Genomic DNA, 16,150 nt, shown 5'->3' on the forward strand with positions numbered 1-16,150 from the left:
ATCTGGTAGTGGTCGAGCTCGCTCGACCTGCGGCAGGGGCCGGAGCCCTTTCTGGCGGACCGTGCTCTGACCCCGGCCCCCGCGTTTTGCACTACATTGGTGCAATGTCCGACCCCGCACCCCCGCCGACCCTTGAAGCCCTGGGCACGCCGCTGGCGTGGGCCGGAGCCGATGGCCGCATCGTCGGCTGCAATCCGGCCTTCGGCCGCTGGCTGGGTGTCAGCGGGCGCCGCCTGCTGGGCCAGCCGCTGGCTGCACTGGAAGTGCAGGGCGAAGCGCTGGCCCACTTCCTGGCACGCGATGAGCGCGACAGCCTGCGCCTGAACCGGTTGGCGCTGGCGGTGCCCGGCGAGGCGCCGCGCTTCGCCGAGGGCTGGATGAGCCGCCGCGACGATGGCGGCTGGTTGCTGGAGGCACATCCGGTCGACGAATTCCCTGGGCTGGACCCGACGCAGGCCCTGCCCAGCGCGCTCAGCGCGGCGCTGAAGGGCCTGGCCCACGAGCTGCGCAACCCGCTGGCCGGGTTGAAGGGTGCGGCCCAGCTGCTGGCCCGCCGCGCGGCCCAGCGCGAGGCCAGCGAACGCGAACTGATCGAACTGATCGGCTCGGAGATCGAGCGCCTCAACGGCCTGCTCGACCAGCTGCTGTCGCCGGCCCCGGCCGCACCCCACGCCGAACTGAACATCCATGCCGCGCTGGAACGCGTGCTGCGCCTGGCCGAGAACGAGGCCGGCTGGGCAGTACGCCTGCAGCGCGACTACGACCCCAGCATTCCCGAATTCCGTGGCGACGCCGACCGTCTTACCCAGGCGGTGTGGAACCTGGTGCGAAACGCAATCCAGGCCGGTGCCGGCAGCATCACCCTGCGCACCCGCGTGGAGCATGGCGCGCGCATCGCCGAGCAGCTGCACACGCTGGCGTTGCGCCTGGAAATTGCCGACGACGGCCGTGGTGTACCCGAGGAACTGGCCGAGCACCTGTTCCTGCCGCTGGTCAGTGGCCGCGCCGAAGGCACTGGCCTGGGCCTGGCGCTGGCCCAGCAGGTGGCGCGCGAGCACCGCGGCACGCTGACCTACCGCTCGCGCCCGGGCCATACCGTGTTCACCCTGCTGCTGCCGATTGTCAGTGGCGCCGCCCCGGCCGAGGAGGCCCCGCGCGATGTCTGAGTCTTCTTCGTCCCCGCAGCGCATCTGGGTGGTCGATGACGATCGTGCCGTGCGCTTCGTGCTGTGCACCGCGCTGCGCGAGGCGGGCTACCAGGTCGTCGATTTCGACAGCGCTGCGGCAGCCCTGCAGGCCCTGGGCGAAGGCGCGCCGCCGGCGCTGCTGTTCACCGATGTGCGCATGCCTGGCGACGATGGCCTGGTGCTGCTGGACAAGCTCAAGGCCGCGTTGCCGCAGCTGCCGGTGGTCGTGATGTCGGCCTATACCGATGTGGCCAGCACGGCCGGTGCGTTCCGCGGCGGCGCGCATGAATTCCTGTCCAAGCCGTTCGACCTGGACGATGCCGTGGCGCTGGCGCAGCGCGTGCTGCCGGCGGTGGCGCCGGCACTGGCAGCGCCCACGCCTGCGCCGGAAGCGCATGGCGACCAACCGCCGCAACTGGTGGGTGGGACGCCACCGATGCGCGCGCTGTTCCGCGCCATCGGTCGCCTGGCGCAGGCGCCGCTGGCGGTGCTGATCACCGGCGAGACCGGCACCGGCAAGGAGCTGGTGGCCAATGCACTGCATCGCGAATCGCCGCGCGCGCATGGGCCGTTCGTCGCGCTCAATACTGCTGCCATTCCGTCCGAGCTGCTGGAAAGTGAGCTGTTCGGCCATGAAGCCGGCGCCTTCACCGGCGCGCAGCGCCGCCATACCGGCCGCTTCGAGCAGGCCGATGGCGGCACGCTGTTCCTGGATGAGATCGGCGACATGCCGCTGCCGTTGCAGACCCGGTTGCTGCGCGTGCTCGCGCAGGGCGAGTTCTTCCGTGTCGGTGGCCGCGAACTGATCCGCGTCGATGTGCGCGTGGTTGCCGCCACCCACCAGGATCTGGAAGGGCTGGTCGCGCAGGGGAAGTTCCGCGCGGACCTGCTGCACCGCCTCGACGTGGTGCGCCTGCAGCTGCCGCCGCTGCGCGAGCGCCGTGAAGACATCGCACAACTGGCCAGCACCTTCCTGGCCGCCGCCGCACGCAGGCTGGACACGCCGCCCAAGCGCCTGACCGCCGCCGCACTGCAGGCGCTGCGCGAACACGACTGGCCCGGCAACGTGCGCGAACTGGAAAACGTGTGCTGGCGGATGGCCGCGCTGGCCGCCGCTGACACCATCGGCGTGGCCGACGTCGATACCGCGCTGAACCGTACGCGGGGCGGTCGCGGCAGCATCAGCGGTGCCGATCCAGGCCAGTGGGAAGCGCTGCTGGCCGAATGGGCGCGCCGCCAGCTCGCCGAAGGCGTGGAAGGGCTGCATGCGCAGGTGCGCGAGCGGGTCGATCATGCGCTGCTGGAAGCGGCGCTTCAGATCACCCATGGCCGCCGCGCCGAAGCCGCTGCCCGCTTGGGCCTGGGCCGCAATACCCTTACCCGCAAGCTGGGCGCTGGCCGCCGCCGCGGGGGCCATTGAACGGTCCCTGCACGCGGTCCTCGCGCCTGCTTGCCGAACTGTTGATCGTTCATGGACGATGCAACGCTTAGTGTCACCTGCAAGGAGTCTTCGATGCGTCTGTCCTTTGCCATCCTGCCGTTGTCCGCCGCCGTGCTGCTGTCTGCCTGTGGCAGTACGCCGAAGAAGGCCGAGCCCACCCCGCCGCCGCCGACCGTGGTCAGCGCTGCGAAGCAGGGCGAGGCCAATCTCGCGCCGGCCTCGGCCAGCATTGTCAGTGGCCGCATCGCACTGATGGTGGAGCCCGGCGGCATGCACATCACCGGCCTGGTCGGTGGCCTGCAGCCGATGCAGCAGGCCGGCTTCCACATCCATGAGCGCGGCGACTGCAGTGCGGTGGATGCCAGCAGTGCCGGCAATCATTTCAATCCCGGTGGCGCTGCGCATGGCCGCGCCGGCACCGGCAAGCACCACCTGGGCGACATGGACAACCTGCGTGCCGACGCCCAGGGCCGCGCCAACGTCGATATCCACCTCAAGGGCGTTACCCTTGGCGGAGGCGCCGCCACCGATATCGCCGGACGTGCACTGGTCGTGCATGCCAACGCCGACGACTATCGCAGCCAGCCCGCCGGCAATGCCGGCGTCCGCATCGCCTGTGGCGTGATCCGGGTCGTCCGCTGATCACTGCAGGCATCATCGAGGGAGAGATTCCAATGCGTCTGATCCACACTTCGCTGTTTGCGGCCATCGCCGCGCTGGGCCTGGCGGCCTGTAATCAGCAGCCCGCCACGCCGCAGACTGAAACTCCGCCGGCCGCGCCGGCCGACGGCGCCACCACCGGACCGGCGGCAACTCCGGAACCGGCTGCGGCACCGGCGGCCGATGCTTCGGCAACGGCCGAGCTGGCACCGACCCAGGGCAACGAGACCAAGGGCAGCGTCACCTTCAAGGTGGTTGATGGCAAGGTGCACGTGACCGGCCATGTTACGGGCCTGAAGCCGGGCAGCGAGCACGGTTTCCACATCCACGAGAAGGGCGACTGCAGCGCGCCGGACGGCATGAGTGCCGGCGGCCACTTCAACCCGGGCAAGCAGGACCACGGAAGCGTGGCGGCCGATCCGCACCACGGCGGCGACATGCCCAACATCAAGGCCGACGACAAGGGCGTGGCCACCATCGACGGCCCGGTGTCGAGCAACGTCAACATCGGCAAGGGTGATGACTTCGACATCATCGGCCGCGGCCTGATCGTCCACGCCGACGCGGATGACTACAAGACCCAGCCGACCGGCAACGCCGGCGCGCGCCTGGCGTGTGCGGTGATCCAGAAGGCCCCGTAAGGACGCTTTTGCTGGAAACGGAAAACGCCGGCGCAAGCCGGCGTTTTTCTTTGCATCGCTTCCTGTAGAGCCGAGCCCATGCTCGGCTGCTCTTCGGTGGACCTGAGCCGAGCATGGACTCCGGCGCTACAGCAATACGCACGGCGGTCGCGCCCCGGCGAAACGCAATTGCACGGTAGCGCCGGGCCATGCCCGGCGGTGCGCATCCGCAGATCAGCGCGCCAGCAGCTCGCGCGCGTCCTGCCCGGCCTCGCAGTGCACGAACAGCACCGGCACGCCGTGTGCCTCCAGCACCGCAGCCATCTGCCGCTGGCGCATCAGGAACTGTTCGTAGATGCCCTTCAGGCGGTCGCAATCGTTCTTGCTGTGATTGTAGTGCGCGCACCAACCGGCCGGGTCGAACAGTGCCATGCGTGCTTCGCCGTGCGTATAGCGCAGCAGCGGCTCGGGCGCGGCATTGAGCCACTCGTCCTCGCCCGGCGCCATGATCGCGGTCTCGATCAGCGGCCACAGCGCGGCCAGGCCCTGGTTGTCGTACTGCATCGACATCATCGCGGCCAGATCGTTCACGGTGAAGTAGCGTGCGTGTTCGATCCGCGCACCGAAGCTGTTCTGCGCCATCAGCGCGGTGTCGGCATGCGCCATGCCGTTGGCGAGCAAGGTGTCTTCCAGCGCATGCGCGACCGCGTTGGTGGTGGCCACATCGCTGCCGGTCAGCAGGAACGGCACCACGCGCAGGCCACCGCCAACCAGGCTGGCATCGGCCTGGAACGGCAGCGGCACATCACCCTCGGCATCGGTACCGAAGGCCAGCAGGCGGGGGCCCTGGTTGCGGCCCGGAGCACGCATCTGCAGTTCTTCCAGGCGGCGATGGATCGGCCAGCCCGGGCGCAGCACTTCGGCCGGGTCGAAATGGGCGGCGGCGAACACCAGGTCCAGCTCGGCTACCTGTGGCACCAGCTTGGACAGGTCACGGCCGACGCGTTCGGCCAGTTCACCGGCCTGTTCTGCGCTGAGCACCGCCTGGCGGGGGATTTCACCGCCGGCCAGTTCCAGGGCCAGCACGCCAAGGGCATTCATCGCGGGGTCGGGTTTGCTCATGGTTCCACGGTTGGCCCATCACAGGGCGGCAGCTACACTTGGCTCCATTATGCCTGCTCCGCCGTGCAGGCCATGTTGCAGACACCCTCATCCATGCCAGGTATCTCCATGCCCAACGCTCGTCCCGTCGCCATCCTCGGTGGCGTCCGCATTCCGTTCTGTCGCCAGAACACCGCGTATTCGGATGTCGGCAACCTCGGCATGTCGGTCCGTACGCTGGGTGCGCTGGTCGAACGGTTCGGCCTGCATGGCCAGCAGCTGGGTGAAGTGGCAATGGGTGCGGTGATCAAGCACTCCAGCGACTGGAACCTGGGCCGCGAAGCCACGCTGTCCTCCGGCCTGTCGCCGCTGACCCCGGGCATCACCCTGCAGCGCGCCTGCGGTACCTCGCTGGACAGCATCATCACCGTGGCCAACAAGATCGCGCTGGGCCAGATTGAATCGGGCATCGGTGGTGGTTCGGACACCACCTCCGACGTGCCGATCGTCTACGGCAAGAAGCTGCGTGCACGCCTGCTGGCCGCCAACCGCGCCAAGAGCACCGGCGACAAGATCCGCGCACTCACCGCTGGCTTCAAGTTCTCCGAGCTCAAGCCCGAGTTCCCGGGCGTGGCCGAGCCGCGCACCGGCAAGAGCATGGGCGACCACTGCGAGGACATGGCCAAGGAGTGGAACATCTCGCGCGACTCGCAGGACGAGTGGGCGGTGTCCTCGCACAAGAAGCTGGCTGCCGCCTATGAGCGCGGATTCTTCAACGACCTGATCGCACCGTTCCGTGGCGTCGAGCGTGACAACATCCTGCGCCCGGATACCTCGCTGGAAAAGCTGGCGACGCTGAAGCCGGCGTTCGACAAGGTCTCCGGCCGTGGCACGCTCACCGCCGCCAACTCCACCCCGCTGACCGACGGTGCCGCTGCGGTACTGCTGGCCAGCGAAGAGTGGGCACGCGCGCACGGCCATGAGCCGCAGGCCTATCTGCGCGATGCGCATGTCTCTGCGGTGGACTTCGTGCATGGCGAAGGCCTGCTGATGGCACCGACCGTGGCCGTGCCGGAGATGCTCAAGCGCAATGGCCTGACCCTGCAGGACTTCGACATCTACGAGATCCACGAGGCCTTCGCCGCGCAGGTGCTGTGCACCCTGCGTGCGTGGGAGAGCGAGGATTACTGCCGCAACCGCCTGGGCCTGGATGCACCGCTGGGTCGCATCGACCCGGACAAGATCAACCTGCTGGGTTCGTCGCTGGCCACCGGTCATCCGTTCGCCGCCACCGGCGCACGCGTGATCGCTACCGCCGCCAAGCAGCTGGCCGAACGCGGCGGTGGCCGCGCGCTGGTGTCGATCTGCACCGCCGGCGGCATGGGCGTGGTGGCGATCATCGAACGCTGATCGCTCCGACTACCGGGTTCCACATATGAAAACGCCGCCCGGTGGGCGGCGTTCTTTTTTCTCCGGTGGGTGCCGACCGTTGGTCGGCACGCTTCACGGCAACCGCGGGTTGCCGAATTCGTCGCGCTCTTCGTTGGCGTCATACACCGGGGGCTGGACCGCGATCGGCTGCTCTTCCACCGTGGCACGCAGCGGCGCTTCGCTGCCGCGTACCAGTTCCACGCTGTCCTCGCCGCGCTGCAGGCGCAGCGCATTGGCCAGGCACTGTGCCGCCAGCGCGTGTTCGCCACGCTGCGCGAACAGTTCACCCAGTGCCTCCCACGCCGGGGCACCGGCGCCGGCGGCGATGGCCTCGTGCAGGAACGTATCGGCGGCATCCCACTGCTGCTGGGCCAGGGCCACGCGGCCCTGCGCCAGATGCAGTGCGGCCGAGCCATCATGCACATTGCGCCAGCGCGCCAGGTTGGCCTGGCGGGTGGCCAGGCGCTCGGCCGGCAGGCGGCCGTACAGCGCCACCAGTTCGTCGTCCCAGCGCTGGTCCAGCGCCTGTTCCAGCGCCAGCAGCGCCGGCTCATCCCAGTTCAGGGCCACCGCGCGGCTGGCATAGGCGCCCACCACGTCCGGGGTCGGCCGCAGCGCCTTCGGCGTGGCTTCCCACTGTGCGGCCAATGCGTTGACGTCGGCCGCTTCCAGCAGCGCCTGTGCGGCCAGGCGGGCTTCCAGTTCGCTGTTTGATTCGGCCGGCAGTACCTTGCTCTGGCGCAGCGCACCCAGCTGGCCATAGGCCTCGTGTGCGCGGCCGGCACGCGCCAGCGCTTCGGTACGCAGCCACAGGCCGCGCGGCGGCAGCGGCTGGATCGCGGCTACGTCCAATGCGTTGATCGCATCCACCGGCAGGTCGCGCGCCAACAGCTGTTCGGCGCGCAGCAGCGCCTGCAGCGTGGCATCGCTTTCGCCCAGGCGCTGCAGCAGTGCTTCACCGGCGGGGCCGTCGGCGCGCGCCTGTGCGCTGCGCACCGCATTGGCCAGCGCCACCGCGCTCACCTTCGGGTCCTTGGCCGCACCGTCCAGCAGTTTCTCGGCACGCTGCCACTGGCCATGCTCGTAGGCCTGCAGGCCGTCGATCAGGCGCACCCTGCCCTGCTTGCGGCGGTAGCGGCCCCAGGCACGGAACGGTGCAGCGATCAGGCTCCACAGCAGCCACAGCACCAGGACCGTGATCACCGCCAGCAGCGCTACCTTCGGCAGGTTGCTGTGATAGTCGTAGCCGCCGTAGCGCAGGGTCACCTCGCCGAAGCGGTTCAGGTCATCGGCGCCGAGCCATTGCGCGGCGACCACGCCGATGGCCACGGCCAGCAACAGCACGACCAAGGATTGCAGGGGTTTCATGCGGGCTTACCTCCGGTCGGTCTGGGTGCGCAGTTGTTGCAGGGTGCTGCCAAGGACAGCGTCGTTGGCCTGCAGGGGAAGTTCGCGCAAGGCCTTCAGTTCAGCACGTTGCGCGCGCAGGGCCGGTGAATCCGGCCAGCGTCGCTGTGCCCAGTGTTCCACCCGGTCCAGGGCGGAGTTGCGGCCCGCGCGGTCGCCACGCTCGATGGCGGCACGTGCCAGCGTCAGTTCCAGCTGCAGTGCATCGTCGGCGTTGCGCTGTTCGGCGGCCGTCAGTGGGCCGTTCTGGCGGCTGGGGGTGATGTCCACGAACGGGGCCAGGGCGGCCTGCCACCACGGCTTGGCAGCGTTGCCGCCGGTCGTGCCGGTGATCTGTGACGGTAGGCCCTGCAGCGCCCGGGCCACAGCATCCAGACGCTGCAGCGACTGCACGCGCGGGCCGCTGCCGAGCGCGTCCAGTGCCTCGCGCTCCTGCACCAGCGCCTGGCGCAGGTTCAGGCCATCAGCGTCGGGCAGTTCGGCCAGTGCGGTGGCCGCCTGTGCGTACAGGCGGCGTGCGCCCTCCACGTCGTCGGCATAATTCAGCCGTTGCGCCGCCTGGGTCAGCAGCAGTTCGGCCTCATCGCGCTGTACGGCCTGGCGGCCCTGGTTGGCGCTGTCGGCCAGCTTGGCCAGGTTCTCTTCCAGCAACCCGCTGCGCTGGGAGAGGCCCAGCATCTCGTCGCGCAGCACGCGGTTGGTGGTGGCCGCGTCCTGCAGGCGCTGGCTGGTTGCGCGCTGGTCACGACGCAGCGCATCCAGCGTGGCCTCCAGGCCCTTCAGCTGGACGGCCGTGGTCTGTGCCTGCGCTTCCTGCTCATGCTGTTGCTGCTGCCAGACGTACCAGCCGGCATAGCCGCCCGCGCCAAGCACGACCGCAGCGGCCAGCGGCAGCAACCAGCGCACGGGTCTACGGGGCGGGGAAACGGGCGGAGTCTCGTTCATGGGGCTTCCTTGTCGGCAACGTCGCCGGTCAGGGTCCGGCAGGCCGCATGGTGCACAGCATCACTGTTGCCGACCACAGCGGCAAGCGTGATCCACGTCCCTGTTCAGTTCGCTGCCGGGACGGTGAGCGTGGCGTGTGCAGCGGCCACCAGCTGCGCAGCAGTGGGGCCGGCGCTGCGTGAGATGTGCCGCAGGCCGAGCGACCGCGCCTGTTCGCCGAGGCGGTCGCTGGCAACCACCACGCGGGCAGACGCCCGCAGGCGCTGCTGCCAAGTCGGCGGAAGCTGCTGCCAGAAATGCAGCAGCGCCTCGCCACTGCTGACCGCCAGCACCCACGGCTGCGCTGAATGCGCCAATCGCGCCAGCGTGCGGGGCGAAAGGCGCAGCAGGCGACGCTGGTAGACATCGGCACGTTCGATCGCGGCGCCGGCGGCCTGCAGGTGTGCAGCAATCAGGCCGCGTCCGCCGGGCGCGGTGACCAGTCCGATGCGCAGGCCGCGGACGTCCGCCAGCACCGGCAGCGCCAGCAGCCCCTCACTGTCCATCCGCTGCGGCGCATGCACCCCGGCGACGCCGTGCTCCCGCAGCGCGCGCGCGGTGCCTTCGCCCACGGTCAGCCACGGGCTGCGTTGCGCCTTGGCCAGCGGCAGCAGGGTGGCGGCCGCGGTAACCGCGGCCGGGCTGGTGAACACCACCCGGTCGCAGTTCAGCGCGCGTTGCAGCTGACGCACCACTGGCATGCCGTTCAAGCGCTGCAGGCGCCAGGGCGGCAGGGCCACCACATGCCCGCCCAGCCCAGCAACGGCGCGGCGCAGCGCGGAATTCTGGCCCTGCGGTCGCAGCGAAATGAAGGTCCAGCGCGGCTCGGAACCGGCGGCGCCAGTGGGTATCGTATGGTCGGCCATTGCCTGCATTATGCGGGCCCTTCGTTGTCGTGGTCGCTGCTCCGATGTCCGTTGATGCTCTGACTTCCTCGCTGGCCGCCCTGCAGGACGTGCTGGACTGCATGCCGGCGGTGCGCGCCATGCAGATCCAGCTCGATGGCTATGCCGATGGCGTGCTGCGCATCACCGCGCCGCTGGCCGCCAACGTCAACGACAAGGGCAACGCCTTCGGTGGCAGCCTGGCCTCGGTGCTGACCCTGTCCGGCTGGGCACTGGTCAGCCTGCGCCTGCGCCTGGCCGGCCACGATGCCGAGGTCTACGTGGCCGACAGCAACCTGCGCTACCTGGCCCCGGTCTACGAAGACCTGCATGCCCATGCCGAAGCGGCCGAAGCCAGCGGCTGGGATGCCTTCCTGAATACCTTCCGCCAGCGCCGCAAGGCCCGCATCAGCATCATCGCCACCCAGCCCGGCGCCGATGGCAAGCCGGCCGCCGAGTTCAGCGGTCGCTTCGTTGCCTTCGCCAAAGGGTAGGATGGCAGGCTGACGTCCTGGGGAAACCACCGATGCGCCGCCTCATCCAGTTCCTGATGTGTTCCCTGCTGCTGGTCAGCGCCGTGGCTTCGGCCGACGACCTCAGCCGCAAGCAGCGCAAGCTGCTGGAAGAGACCCAGATCGCCTACGGCGCCACCATCCGCTGGGGCAGCATGGACGATGCGATCGGCTATCTGGACCCCGAGCTGCGCAAGGAAAAGCCGCCCACCGAGTTCGAGCTCAACCGCTACGCGCAGCTGCGCGTGTCGTCCTACCGCGAGCGCAGCAGCGCCTCGCTGGACGGTGGCCTGGTCGAGCGCCGGGTCGAAATCGGGGTGATCAACCAGAACACCCAGGCCGAACGCACCGTGGTGGTGGTCGAGCGCTGGCGCTGGGATGCAGAGGCCAAGCGCTGGTGGCAGACGGCCGGCCTGCCGGACCTGTGGAAGGGGCAGTGACGGGCCGCGTCCGGCTTGTGCGACAATCGGCGCCCGCTTAATCGACCCGTGACCTGAGTGAATTACGAAGAGTTGCTGGCCTTTGCAGGCCGAAACCCGATGCTGTCCGCGGCCCTGGTCGGCCTGACCGTGGCCATCATCGTCACCGAGATCCGCCGCCTGTTCCGGGGCTTCAAGGGCATCAAGCCCGCCGAACTGACCCAGCTGATCAACGCGGGCGGCACGGTGGTGGTCGACCTGTCGGCCAGCGGTGACTTCGAGAAGGGCCACATTGCCGGCAGCCGCAACGCCCAGGCCAGTGCCTTCGGCCCGGACAACAAGCTGGTGGCCAACGCCAGGCAGTCGCCGGTGGTGCTGGTGTGCCGCAGCGGCAACGCTTCGGAAACCGCCGCCAAGGCGCTGAAGAAGGCCGGTTTCGAGAAGGTCTACGTGCTCGACGGCGGCATTCCCGCCTGGCAGCAGGCCGAGCTGCCGCTGGTCAAGGGCCGCAACTGATTGCCGCAGGTGGCGGATCCGGCCTTGTATGGGCCTGATCCCGCCCCCATCGCAGTAGTTCGACCATCGTTTTCATTGCATTCATTGGAGTTACTGGAAATGTCCGAAGAGATCACCAACGGCGCCGCTGCGCCGGTCGATGCCGCCACCGGCCCCGCTTTCACCGTCGAGAAGATCTACGTCAAGGACGTCTCCTTCGAGTCGCCGAACGCTCCGACCATCTTCAATGACCAGGTGCAGCCGGAGCTGCAGCTGAACCTGAACCAGCAGGTGCAGCGCCTGGGTGAGAACGCCTTCGAAGTCGTGCTGGCCGTGACCCTGACCTGCCAGGCCGGTGAGCGCACCGCCTACGTGGCCGAAGTGAAGCAGGCCGGCGTGTTCGGCCTGGTCGGCCTGGACCCGCAGTCGATCGACGTGCTGCTCGGCACCCAGTGCCCGAACATCCTGTTCCCGTACGTGCGCCAGCTGATCAGCGACCTGATCCAGGCCGGCGGCTTCCCGCCGTTCTTCCTGCAGCCGATCAACTTCGAAGGCCTGTACGCAGAAACCCTGCGCCAGCGCCAGGAGCAGGGCGACGCACCGTCGCTGGCTGACTCCGAGCCGGCCGGCAACGCCTGATTCCTGCCGCGACGTCACGGATGAGCACTCCCGCTGACAAGATCGCCGTGCTGGGCGCCGGTTCCTGGGGAACCGCGCTGGCCAGCCTGCTCGCACGGCACGGTCACCCGACCGTGCTGTGGGGGCGCGATGCTGCCGTGGTCGACGCCATCGACCAGCGCCACGAGAACCCGCGTTACCTGCCGGGCATCCCGCTGCCGGACAGCCTGCGTGCCACTACCGACCTGGCGTCGGCGGTGGAGGGCGCGGCCTGGATCCTGGTGGTGACCCCGTCGCACGCCTTCGGTGAAACCGTGCGTGCGCTGGCGCGGCTGCGCCCGGCCGGTGCCGGCGTGGCCTGGGCCACCAAGGGCTTCGAGCCCGGTTCGGGCCGCTTCCTGCATGAAGTAGCGCGCGAAGTGCTGGGTGAGGACGTGCCGCTGGCCGTGGTCACCGGCCCGTCGTTCGCCAAGGAAGTGACCCAGGGCCTGCCGACCGCGATCACCGTGCACGGCGACGTGCCCGAGTTCGCGCAGACGGTGGCCGAAGCGATGCATGGCCCAGCGTTCCGCGCCTACACCGGCGACGACATGGTCGGTGCCGAGCTGGGCGGCGCGATGAAGAACGTGCTGGCGGTGGCCACCGGCGTGGCCGATGGCATGCAGCTGGGCCTTAACGCCCGTGCCGGCCTGATCACCCGCGGCCTCAACGAAATGCTGCGCCTGGCCGCTGCGATCGGCGCCAAGCCGGAAACGCTGATGGGCCTGGCCGGCCTGGGCGATCTGGTGCTGACCTGCACCGGCGACCTGTCGCGCAACCGCCGCCTGGGCCTGGCCCTGGGCCGTGGTCAGACGCTGCAGGATGCTGTTCGCGAAATCGGCCAGGTGGTCGAGTCGGTGCAGACTGCCGACGAAGTGATGCGACAGGCACGCCGCCATGGCATCGACCTGCCGATCTCCGACGGTGTGCGTGCCGTGCTGCATGGCGAGCAGACCCCGGAAGAAGGCTTGCGCGCACTGCTGGCGCGGGAACAGAAACCGGAGTATCCGGACACGCTGTTCAAGTGAATCGAAAAACCCCGGCCAGGTGCCGGGGTTTTTTCTTGTGCGCCTCATCCACGCATGGCGTGGATCCAGGACGGAACCCGCTTCTGGTAGCGGCCAACCTTGGTTGGCGCCCAGTAGCGCCGGGCCATGCCCTGCGGAATCCCTCACCGCGCCCGCGGCGGCGCGTTGCTGTTGTCCATGTCCGAAAAGATCAGCCACGGCCCATCACGCTCACGCTTCAGCGTGAGCGTGAACTTGCCGGTATCGCCCACGTTGTTGCCGTAGCTGTACGCACCGATGATGTAACCCGTGTTCCCTTCCACCGCATACGCCAAGGCACGCAACCGCAACGGACTGCCGCCCTGTCCGGCATATGCAGCCTCGATCGCAGTGCGCCCGCGCACGGGTGGCTGGTTGCTCTGCAGCACAAAGCCATCCTCGGCGAAGAGCGCAGCCAGTGCCCTGGCATCACCCCCGCGCCACGCCTGCTCGTAGTTGCGCAGCACACGGTCCAGCGGTGCGGGCAGGGCTGCGTCCGGGAGAGGCTGCGCAGGCTTCGCGTTTTCTGCATCGTGGGCAATTGCCGGCAATGCCAGCAGCAGGGCACTGCAGAAGATCATGGCGAGTCGTGTGCGGCGCATGCGTCCAGGCCCTGGCGATGATGGGAAGGCTTCAGACGCATCCTAGCGCGCCGCTGGTTAGAATCACGCGGCCGCCGATTCGGTGGATGCAGCGCAGATCAGACAAGGACACGCGATGAAGATGCGAATCACAGGGATGGCGATGATGGCCGCGCTGCTGGCAGCCTGCGGACAGGCACCGGAGAAGACTGGCGAGGCCGCGCCTGATGCGGCGCCAGCACCAACCACCGAAGCTCCGGCCGCCACGGCCACGGTGGTCGAGAAGGAACCGTCAATCGAAGACAGCGTGGACCCCGCGGTGTGGGACAGCGAGGGCGAACCGGAAGACCCGGGCGCCGGCGGCGAACTGACCTGCGCGGACAATCCGCTGGCGACCCACTTCTTCACCCTGGTCGGCGGCAGTACCGTGGACGACTGCGGCCGCAAGGACCCGAAGGTGCTGGCCGCGTTCGATGCGCTGATGAAGGGCACGCAGGACGCCGAATCCACTGACAAGGATATGCCGTCGCTGCGCAAGCGCCTGTTGAGCGGACCCAGCGGCCCTGGCGAGCTGGTAGTGCTGCAGGGCGAGCCGTGGTGGTTCTACACCGCCTGCCAGGCCCACGACTGCCCCGGCACCGCGTTGGCGATGCTGTACTCACCCACGCAGGCGAAGATGGTCGGCCGTCTTACCGCGCGCTGCCGTGTGTGGTGGCTGGGCGAGCCGACGGCGGAACAGCGTGAGCAGATCGAACAGCGCCAGCCACTGCAGGATGCCGCGTTGAAGGAAGACAGCGCGCTCTGCGAGTGATGTGGCGCCGGCGTCACCCGTCCGGCTGCATGCGCGCGCTGGCCTGTGCGTTCATCGTCAGGCACGCCATGATCAGCCCTTCCATCACCCGGTCGCCCACGTACTCGGCCTCCGTGCCGTTCTGGCGCACGCGTTCGGCCGCCAGCAGCAGCTCCAGCGTCACACGCTGGCCGGCCAGTGCGCAGTCCGCATCGGCCAGCGCCATGCAACGGCCCGGCATCTGGTGACGCTCCGGCCAGGGTTGGCCATCGGCGGCCGCGCCTTTGCCGATGCGGTGAAGCGTGGCGATGAAGGCGTTCGGGGCGGTCGCAGCCGCGTGCTCTGAGGGCTCACCGCCAGTGGCGGACGAGCGATGCGGATGCAGGCGGGGGAAGTCCGGTGAGGTCATGGCAGTGCTCCGTGCAGGACAGACGGTAGCCGCCACGCAAAGGTGGCGGGCGGAGACGTGGCTCGAAAACCGGGAGATCACGAACAAGACCGGCAGGCGCAAGGCCTCCACGCTCCGCCCGCCATAGCCGGCAGACGGAATGCCAGCCGGCGCCACGCGGGGTGACGCCGGCTGGCAAGCGCAAACAACGTTCGTGATCTAACGGGTTTTCGAGGCCCGGCCACCCATTTTCCGGCGGCCCGCCATCTGTACCGCCGTCGCTGCGCAACGCCAATCAGAAGAGTTGCATTCAACGCTGGATCAAAGACGCTTTTGGCATTTTTGCATGCTGTTAAGCCGTCGCAGACGCAGGCGCCGCAACGTCCGTAGCGGCATGGGGAATATGCGACATGGGTCGAAGTTGATGACGTGGCGTACGGGTACCCCACCAGGCCGATGACGACAGTGCGGGGCGAAGGACGTAAATAGACTTCGACGCACTCCGGTCTGTCAGTGCTCTTCGCGTCTCTCGTACCAGGCTTGAGTACGGTTCACGATCCGCACCACAGACAACATGACCGGCACCTCGATCAGCACACCAACTACCGTCGCCAGCGCAGCCCCCGAATGCACGCCGAACAGCCCCACCGCGGTGGCAACCGCCAATTCGAAGAAGTTGCTGGCACCAATCAGTGCTGAAGGGCCGGCCACGCAATGCGCCACGCCCAGGCGACGATTGAGCAGGTAGGCCAGGCCGGAAGTGAAATAGACCTGGATCAGGATCGGCACCGCAATCAGTGCGATCACCAGCGGTTGCTTCACGATCTGCTGGCCCTGGAAGCCGAACAGCAGCACCAGTGTGAGCAGCAGCGCGCACAACGAGACGGGCCCCAGATGGCGAAGCACCCGCTGCAACGCCGCCTCGCCACGATGCATCAGGATCCAGCGCCGCAGCAACGCAGCCAGCAGCACCGGCACCACGATGTAGAGGCCAACGGACAGCAGCAGGGTATCCCACGGCACGGTGATCGCCGACAGGCCCAGCAGCAGTGCAACCACCGGCGCGTAGGCCACCACCATGATCGCGTCGTTCAACGCCACTTGGCTCAGGGTGAAGTTGGCATCGCCACGGCACAGGTTGCTCCACACGAACACCATGGCGGTGCAGGGCGCGGCCGCCAGCAGGATCAGCCCGGCGATGTAGCTGTCGATCTGTGCTGCGGGCAACCAGTCGGCGAAGGCATGGCGCAGGAACAGCCAGCCCAGCAGCGCCATCGAGAATGGCTTGACCGCCCAGTTGATGAACAGCGTTACGCCGATGCCCTTCCAGTGCTGCTGCAACTGGCGCATCGCAGTGAAGTCGACCTTCAGCAGCATCGGGATGATCATCAGCCAGATCAGTACCGCAACCGGCAGGTTGACCTTGGCGATCTCTGCGGATGCCAGCGCGGCAAAAGCACCGGGTAGGAAGTGGCCCAGCAGCGTGCCGACCGCAATGCAAAGCCCGACCCAAAGCGTCAGGTGGCGTTCGAACAGATTCATGCGGG

Annotated in this window: 18 protein-coding genes; 11 read left to right on the plus strand and 7 right to left on the minus strand. The window is 68.4% G+C overall.

Annotation, left to right across the window (positions count from 1 at the left end; genetic code table 11):
* Nucleotides 1–104: 104 nt before the first annotated feature.
* The 4 genes from AC5P8C_RS16585 (at nucleotide 105) to AC5P8C_RS16600 (ending at nucleotide 3,929) form a co-directional block, all read left to right on the plus strand.
* Complete coding sequence (locus AC5P8C_RS16585; protein WP_019661932.1) at nucleotides 105–1,166, plus strand: two-component system sensor histidine kinase NtrB; 1,062 nt, start codon at nucleotides 105–107, stop codon at nucleotides 1,164–1,166.
* Nucleotides 1,159–2,607 carry a nitrogen regulation protein NR(I) gene (gene ntrC, locus AC5P8C_RS16590; protein WP_019661931.1) on the plus strand — a complete coding sequence of 483 codons (1,449 nt, stop codon included), beginning with the start codon at nucleotides 1,159–1,161 and terminating at the stop codon, nucleotides 2,605–2,607. Before AC5P8C_RS16585 ends, ntrC begins: the two co-directional genes overlap by 8 nt.
* A gap of 93 nt (nucleotides 2,608–2,700) precedes the next feature.
* Complete coding sequence (locus AC5P8C_RS16595) at nucleotides 2,701–3,270, plus strand: superoxide dismutase family protein (protein WP_019661930.1); 570 nt, start codon at nucleotides 2,701–2,703, stop codon at nucleotides 3,268–3,270.
* Nucleotides 3,271–3,302: 32 nt separating this feature from the next.
* Nucleotides 3,303–3,929 (plus strand): superoxide dismutase family protein, encoded by a 627-nt coding sequence (locus AC5P8C_RS16600; RefSeq protein ID WP_019661929.1) that lies wholly within the window; start codon nucleotides 3,303–3,305, stop codon nucleotides 3,927–3,929.
* A 213-nt stretch (nucleotides 3,930–4,142) separates the two neighbouring features.
* Here the strand turns inward: AC5P8C_RS16600 and AC5P8C_RS16605 are convergent, their stop codons facing one another.
* Nucleotides 4,143–5,030, minus strand: coding sequence for a hypothetical protein (locus AC5P8C_RS16605; RefSeq protein WP_019661928.1), 888 nt, complete (start codon nucleotides 5,028–5,030; stop codon nucleotides 4,143–4,145).
* Nucleotides 5,031–5,123: 93 nt separating this feature from the next.
* Here AC5P8C_RS16605 and AC5P8C_RS16610 point away from each other — a divergent pair, with 93 nt between their 5' ends.
* The gene (locus tag AC5P8C_RS16610; protein ID WP_026347250.1) at nucleotides 5,124–6,419 is read left to right on the plus strand and encodes an acetyl-CoA C-acetyltransferase; all 1,296 of its coding nucleotides are present in this window, start codon (nucleotides 5,124–5,126) and stop codon (nucleotides 6,417–6,419) included.
* A gap of 93 nt (nucleotides 6,420–6,512) precedes the next feature.
* Here the strand turns inward: AC5P8C_RS16610 and AC5P8C_RS16615 are convergent, their stop codons facing one another.
* From AC5P8C_RS16615 to AC5P8C_RS16625, 3 genes are all read right to left on the minus strand, one after another.
* Nucleotides 6,513–7,808: a heme biosynthesis HemY N-terminal domain-containing protein gene (locus AC5P8C_RS16615; protein ID WP_495219120.1), complete on the minus strand. Its 1,296-nt coding sequence runs from the start codon at nucleotides 7,806–7,808 to the stop codon at nucleotides 6,513–6,515.
* A gap of 6 nt (nucleotides 7,809–7,814) precedes the next feature.
* On the minus strand, nucleotides 7,815–8,792 hold the full coding sequence (locus AC5P8C_RS16620; RefSeq protein ID WP_019661925.1) for a uroporphyrinogen-III C-methyltransferase: 978 nt from the start codon (nucleotides 8,790–8,792) through the stop codon (nucleotides 7,815–7,817).
* 104 nt (nucleotides 8,793–8,896) lie between these two features.
* Nucleotides 8,897–9,706 carry a uroporphyrinogen-III synthase gene (locus AC5P8C_RS16625; RefSeq protein ID WP_019661924.1) on the minus strand — a complete coding sequence of 270 codons (810 nt, stop codon included), beginning with the start codon at nucleotides 9,704–9,706 and terminating at the stop codon, nucleotides 8,897–8,899.
* A gap of 35 nt (nucleotides 9,707–9,741) precedes the next feature.
* Here AC5P8C_RS16625 and AC5P8C_RS16630 point away from each other — a divergent pair, with 35 nt between their 5' ends.
* The 5 genes from AC5P8C_RS16630 (at nucleotide 9,742) to AC5P8C_RS16650 (ending at nucleotide 12,826) form a co-directional block, all read left to right on the plus strand.
* Entirely contained in the window at nucleotides 9,742–10,209 is a 468-nt protein-coding gene (locus tag AC5P8C_RS16630; RefSeq protein WP_008266702.1) for a YiiD C-terminal domain-containing protein, read from the plus strand.
* Nucleotides 10,210–10,241: 32 nt separating this feature from the next.
* The gene (locus tag AC5P8C_RS16635; protein WP_495219121.1) at nucleotides 10,242–10,667 is read left to right on the plus strand and encodes a hypothetical protein; all 426 of its coding nucleotides are present in this window, start codon (nucleotides 10,242–10,244) and stop codon (nucleotides 10,665–10,667) included.
* Between the two features lie 57 nt (nucleotides 10,668–10,724).
* Nucleotides 10,725–11,162: a rhodanese-like domain-containing protein gene (locus tag AC5P8C_RS16640; protein ID WP_019661923.1), complete on the plus strand. Its 438-nt coding sequence runs from the start codon at nucleotides 10,725–10,727 to the stop codon at nucleotides 11,160–11,162.
* 99 nt (nucleotides 11,163–11,261) lie between these two features.
* Nucleotides 11,262–11,780, plus strand: coding sequence for a protein-export chaperone SecB (gene secB, locus AC5P8C_RS16645; protein WP_005407596.1), 519 nt, complete (start codon nucleotides 11,262–11,264; stop codon nucleotides 11,778–11,780).
* Between the two features lie 20 nt (nucleotides 11,781–11,800).
* The gene (locus tag AC5P8C_RS16650) at nucleotides 11,801–12,826 is read left to right on the plus strand and encodes an NAD(P)H-dependent glycerol-3-phosphate dehydrogenase (protein ID WP_495219122.1); all 1,026 of its coding nucleotides are present in this window, start codon (nucleotides 11,801–11,803) and stop codon (nucleotides 12,824–12,826) included.
* A gap of 143 nt (nucleotides 12,827–12,969) precedes the next feature.
* Here AC5P8C_RS16650 and AC5P8C_RS16655 read toward each other — a convergent pair whose 3' ends face one another.
* Complete coding sequence (locus AC5P8C_RS16655; protein WP_019661921.1) at nucleotides 12,970–13,425, minus strand: YybH family protein; 456 nt, start codon at nucleotides 13,423–13,425, stop codon at nucleotides 12,970–12,972.
* 136 nt (nucleotides 13,426–13,561) lie between these two features.
* Between AC5P8C_RS16655 and AC5P8C_RS16660 the strand changes: the two genes are divergently transcribed.
* Complete coding sequence (locus tag AC5P8C_RS16660) at nucleotides 13,562–14,236, plus strand: Ivy family c-type lysozyme inhibitor (RefSeq protein ID WP_019661920.1); 675 nt, start codon at nucleotides 13,562–13,564, stop codon at nucleotides 14,234–14,236.
* A 13-nt stretch (nucleotides 14,237–14,249) separates the two neighbouring features.
* On the opposite strand, the gene AC5P8C_RS16665 is transcribed toward AC5P8C_RS16660, so the two are convergent.
* Together AC5P8C_RS16665 and arsB are read right to left on the minus strand one after the other, a co-directional pair.
* Nucleotides 14,250–14,624: a hypothetical protein gene (locus AC5P8C_RS16665; RefSeq protein WP_019661919.1), complete on the minus strand. Its 375-nt coding sequence runs from the start codon at nucleotides 14,622–14,624 to the stop codon at nucleotides 14,250–14,252.
* 489 nt (nucleotides 14,625–15,113) lie between these two features.
* A complete protein-coding gene (arsB, locus tag AC5P8C_RS16670; RefSeq protein ID WP_019661918.1) occupies nucleotides 15,114–16,145 on the minus strand; it encodes an ACR3 family arsenite efflux transporter in 1,032 nt (343 codons plus the stop codon).
* Nucleotides 16,146–16,150: the final 5 nt, after the last annotated feature.

This window comes from Stenotrophomonas sp. YJH_SMC_46 (assembly GCF_059370315.1).

Excerpts from the sequence above, each read along its gene's own strand:
- AC5P8C_RS16585 (WP_019661932.1), top strand. The coding sequence starts at position 105 with ATGTCCGACCCCGCACCCCCGCCGACCCTTGAAGCCCTGGGCACGCCG.
- ntrC (WP_019661931.1), top strand. The coding sequence starts at position 1,159 with ATGTCTGAGTCTTCTTCGTCCCCGCAGCGCATCTGGGTGGTCGATGAC.
- AC5P8C_RS16595 (WP_019661930.1), top strand. The coding sequence starts at position 2,701 with ATGCGTCTGTCCTTTGCCATCCTGCCGTTGTCCGCCGCCGTGCTGCTG.
- AC5P8C_RS16600 (WP_019661929.1), top strand. The coding sequence starts at position 3,303 with ATGCGTCTGATCCACACTTCGCTGTTTGCGGCCATCGCCGCGCTGGGC.
- AC5P8C_RS16605 (WP_019661928.1), bottom strand. The coding sequence starts at position 5,030 with ATGAGCAAACCCGACCCCGCGATGAATGCCCTTGGCGTGCTGGCCCTG.
- AC5P8C_RS16610 (WP_026347250.1), top strand. The coding sequence starts at position 5,124 with ATGCCAGGTATCTCCATGCCCAACGCTCGTCCCGTCGCCATCCTCGGT.
- AC5P8C_RS16615 (WP_495219120.1), bottom strand. The coding sequence starts at position 7,808 with ATGAAACCCCTGCAATCCTTGGTCGTGCTGTTGCTGGCCGTGGCCATC.
- AC5P8C_RS16620 (WP_019661925.1), bottom strand. The coding sequence starts at position 8,792 with ATGAACGAGACTCCGCCCGTTTCCCCGCCCCGTAGACCCGTGCGCTGG.
- AC5P8C_RS16625 (WP_019661924.1), bottom strand. The coding sequence starts at position 9,706 with ATGCAGGCAATGGCCGACCATACGATACCCACTGGCGCCGCCGGTTCC.
- AC5P8C_RS16630 (WP_008266702.1), top strand. The coding sequence starts at position 9,742 with ATGTCCGTTGATGCTCTGACTTCCTCGCTGGCCGCCCTGCAGGACGTG.
- AC5P8C_RS16635 (WP_495219121.1), top strand. The coding sequence starts at position 10,242 with ATGCGCCGCCTCATCCAGTTCCTGATGTGTTCCCTGCTGCTGGTCAGC.
- secB (WP_005407596.1), top strand. The coding sequence starts at position 11,262 with ATGTCCGAAGAGATCACCAACGGCGCCGCTGCGCCGGTCGATGCCGCC.
- AC5P8C_RS16650 (WP_495219122.1), top strand. The coding sequence starts at position 11,801 with ATGAGCACTCCCGCTGACAAGATCGCCGTGCTGGGCGCCGGTTCCTGG.
- AC5P8C_RS16655 (WP_019661921.1), bottom strand. The coding sequence starts at position 13,425 with ATGATCTTCTGCAGTGCCCTGCTGCTGGCATTGCCGGCAATTGCCCAC.
- AC5P8C_RS16660 (WP_019661920.1), top strand. The coding sequence starts at position 13,562 with ATGAAGATGCGAATCACAGGGATGGCGATGATGGCCGCGCTGCTGGCA.
- AC5P8C_RS16665 (WP_019661919.1), bottom strand. The coding sequence starts at position 14,624 with ATGACCTCACCGGACTTCCCCCGCCTGCATCCGCATCGCTCGTCCGCC.
- arsB (WP_019661918.1), bottom strand. The coding sequence starts at position 16,145 with ATGAATCTGTTCGAACGCCACCTGACGCTTTGGGTCGGGCTTTGCATT.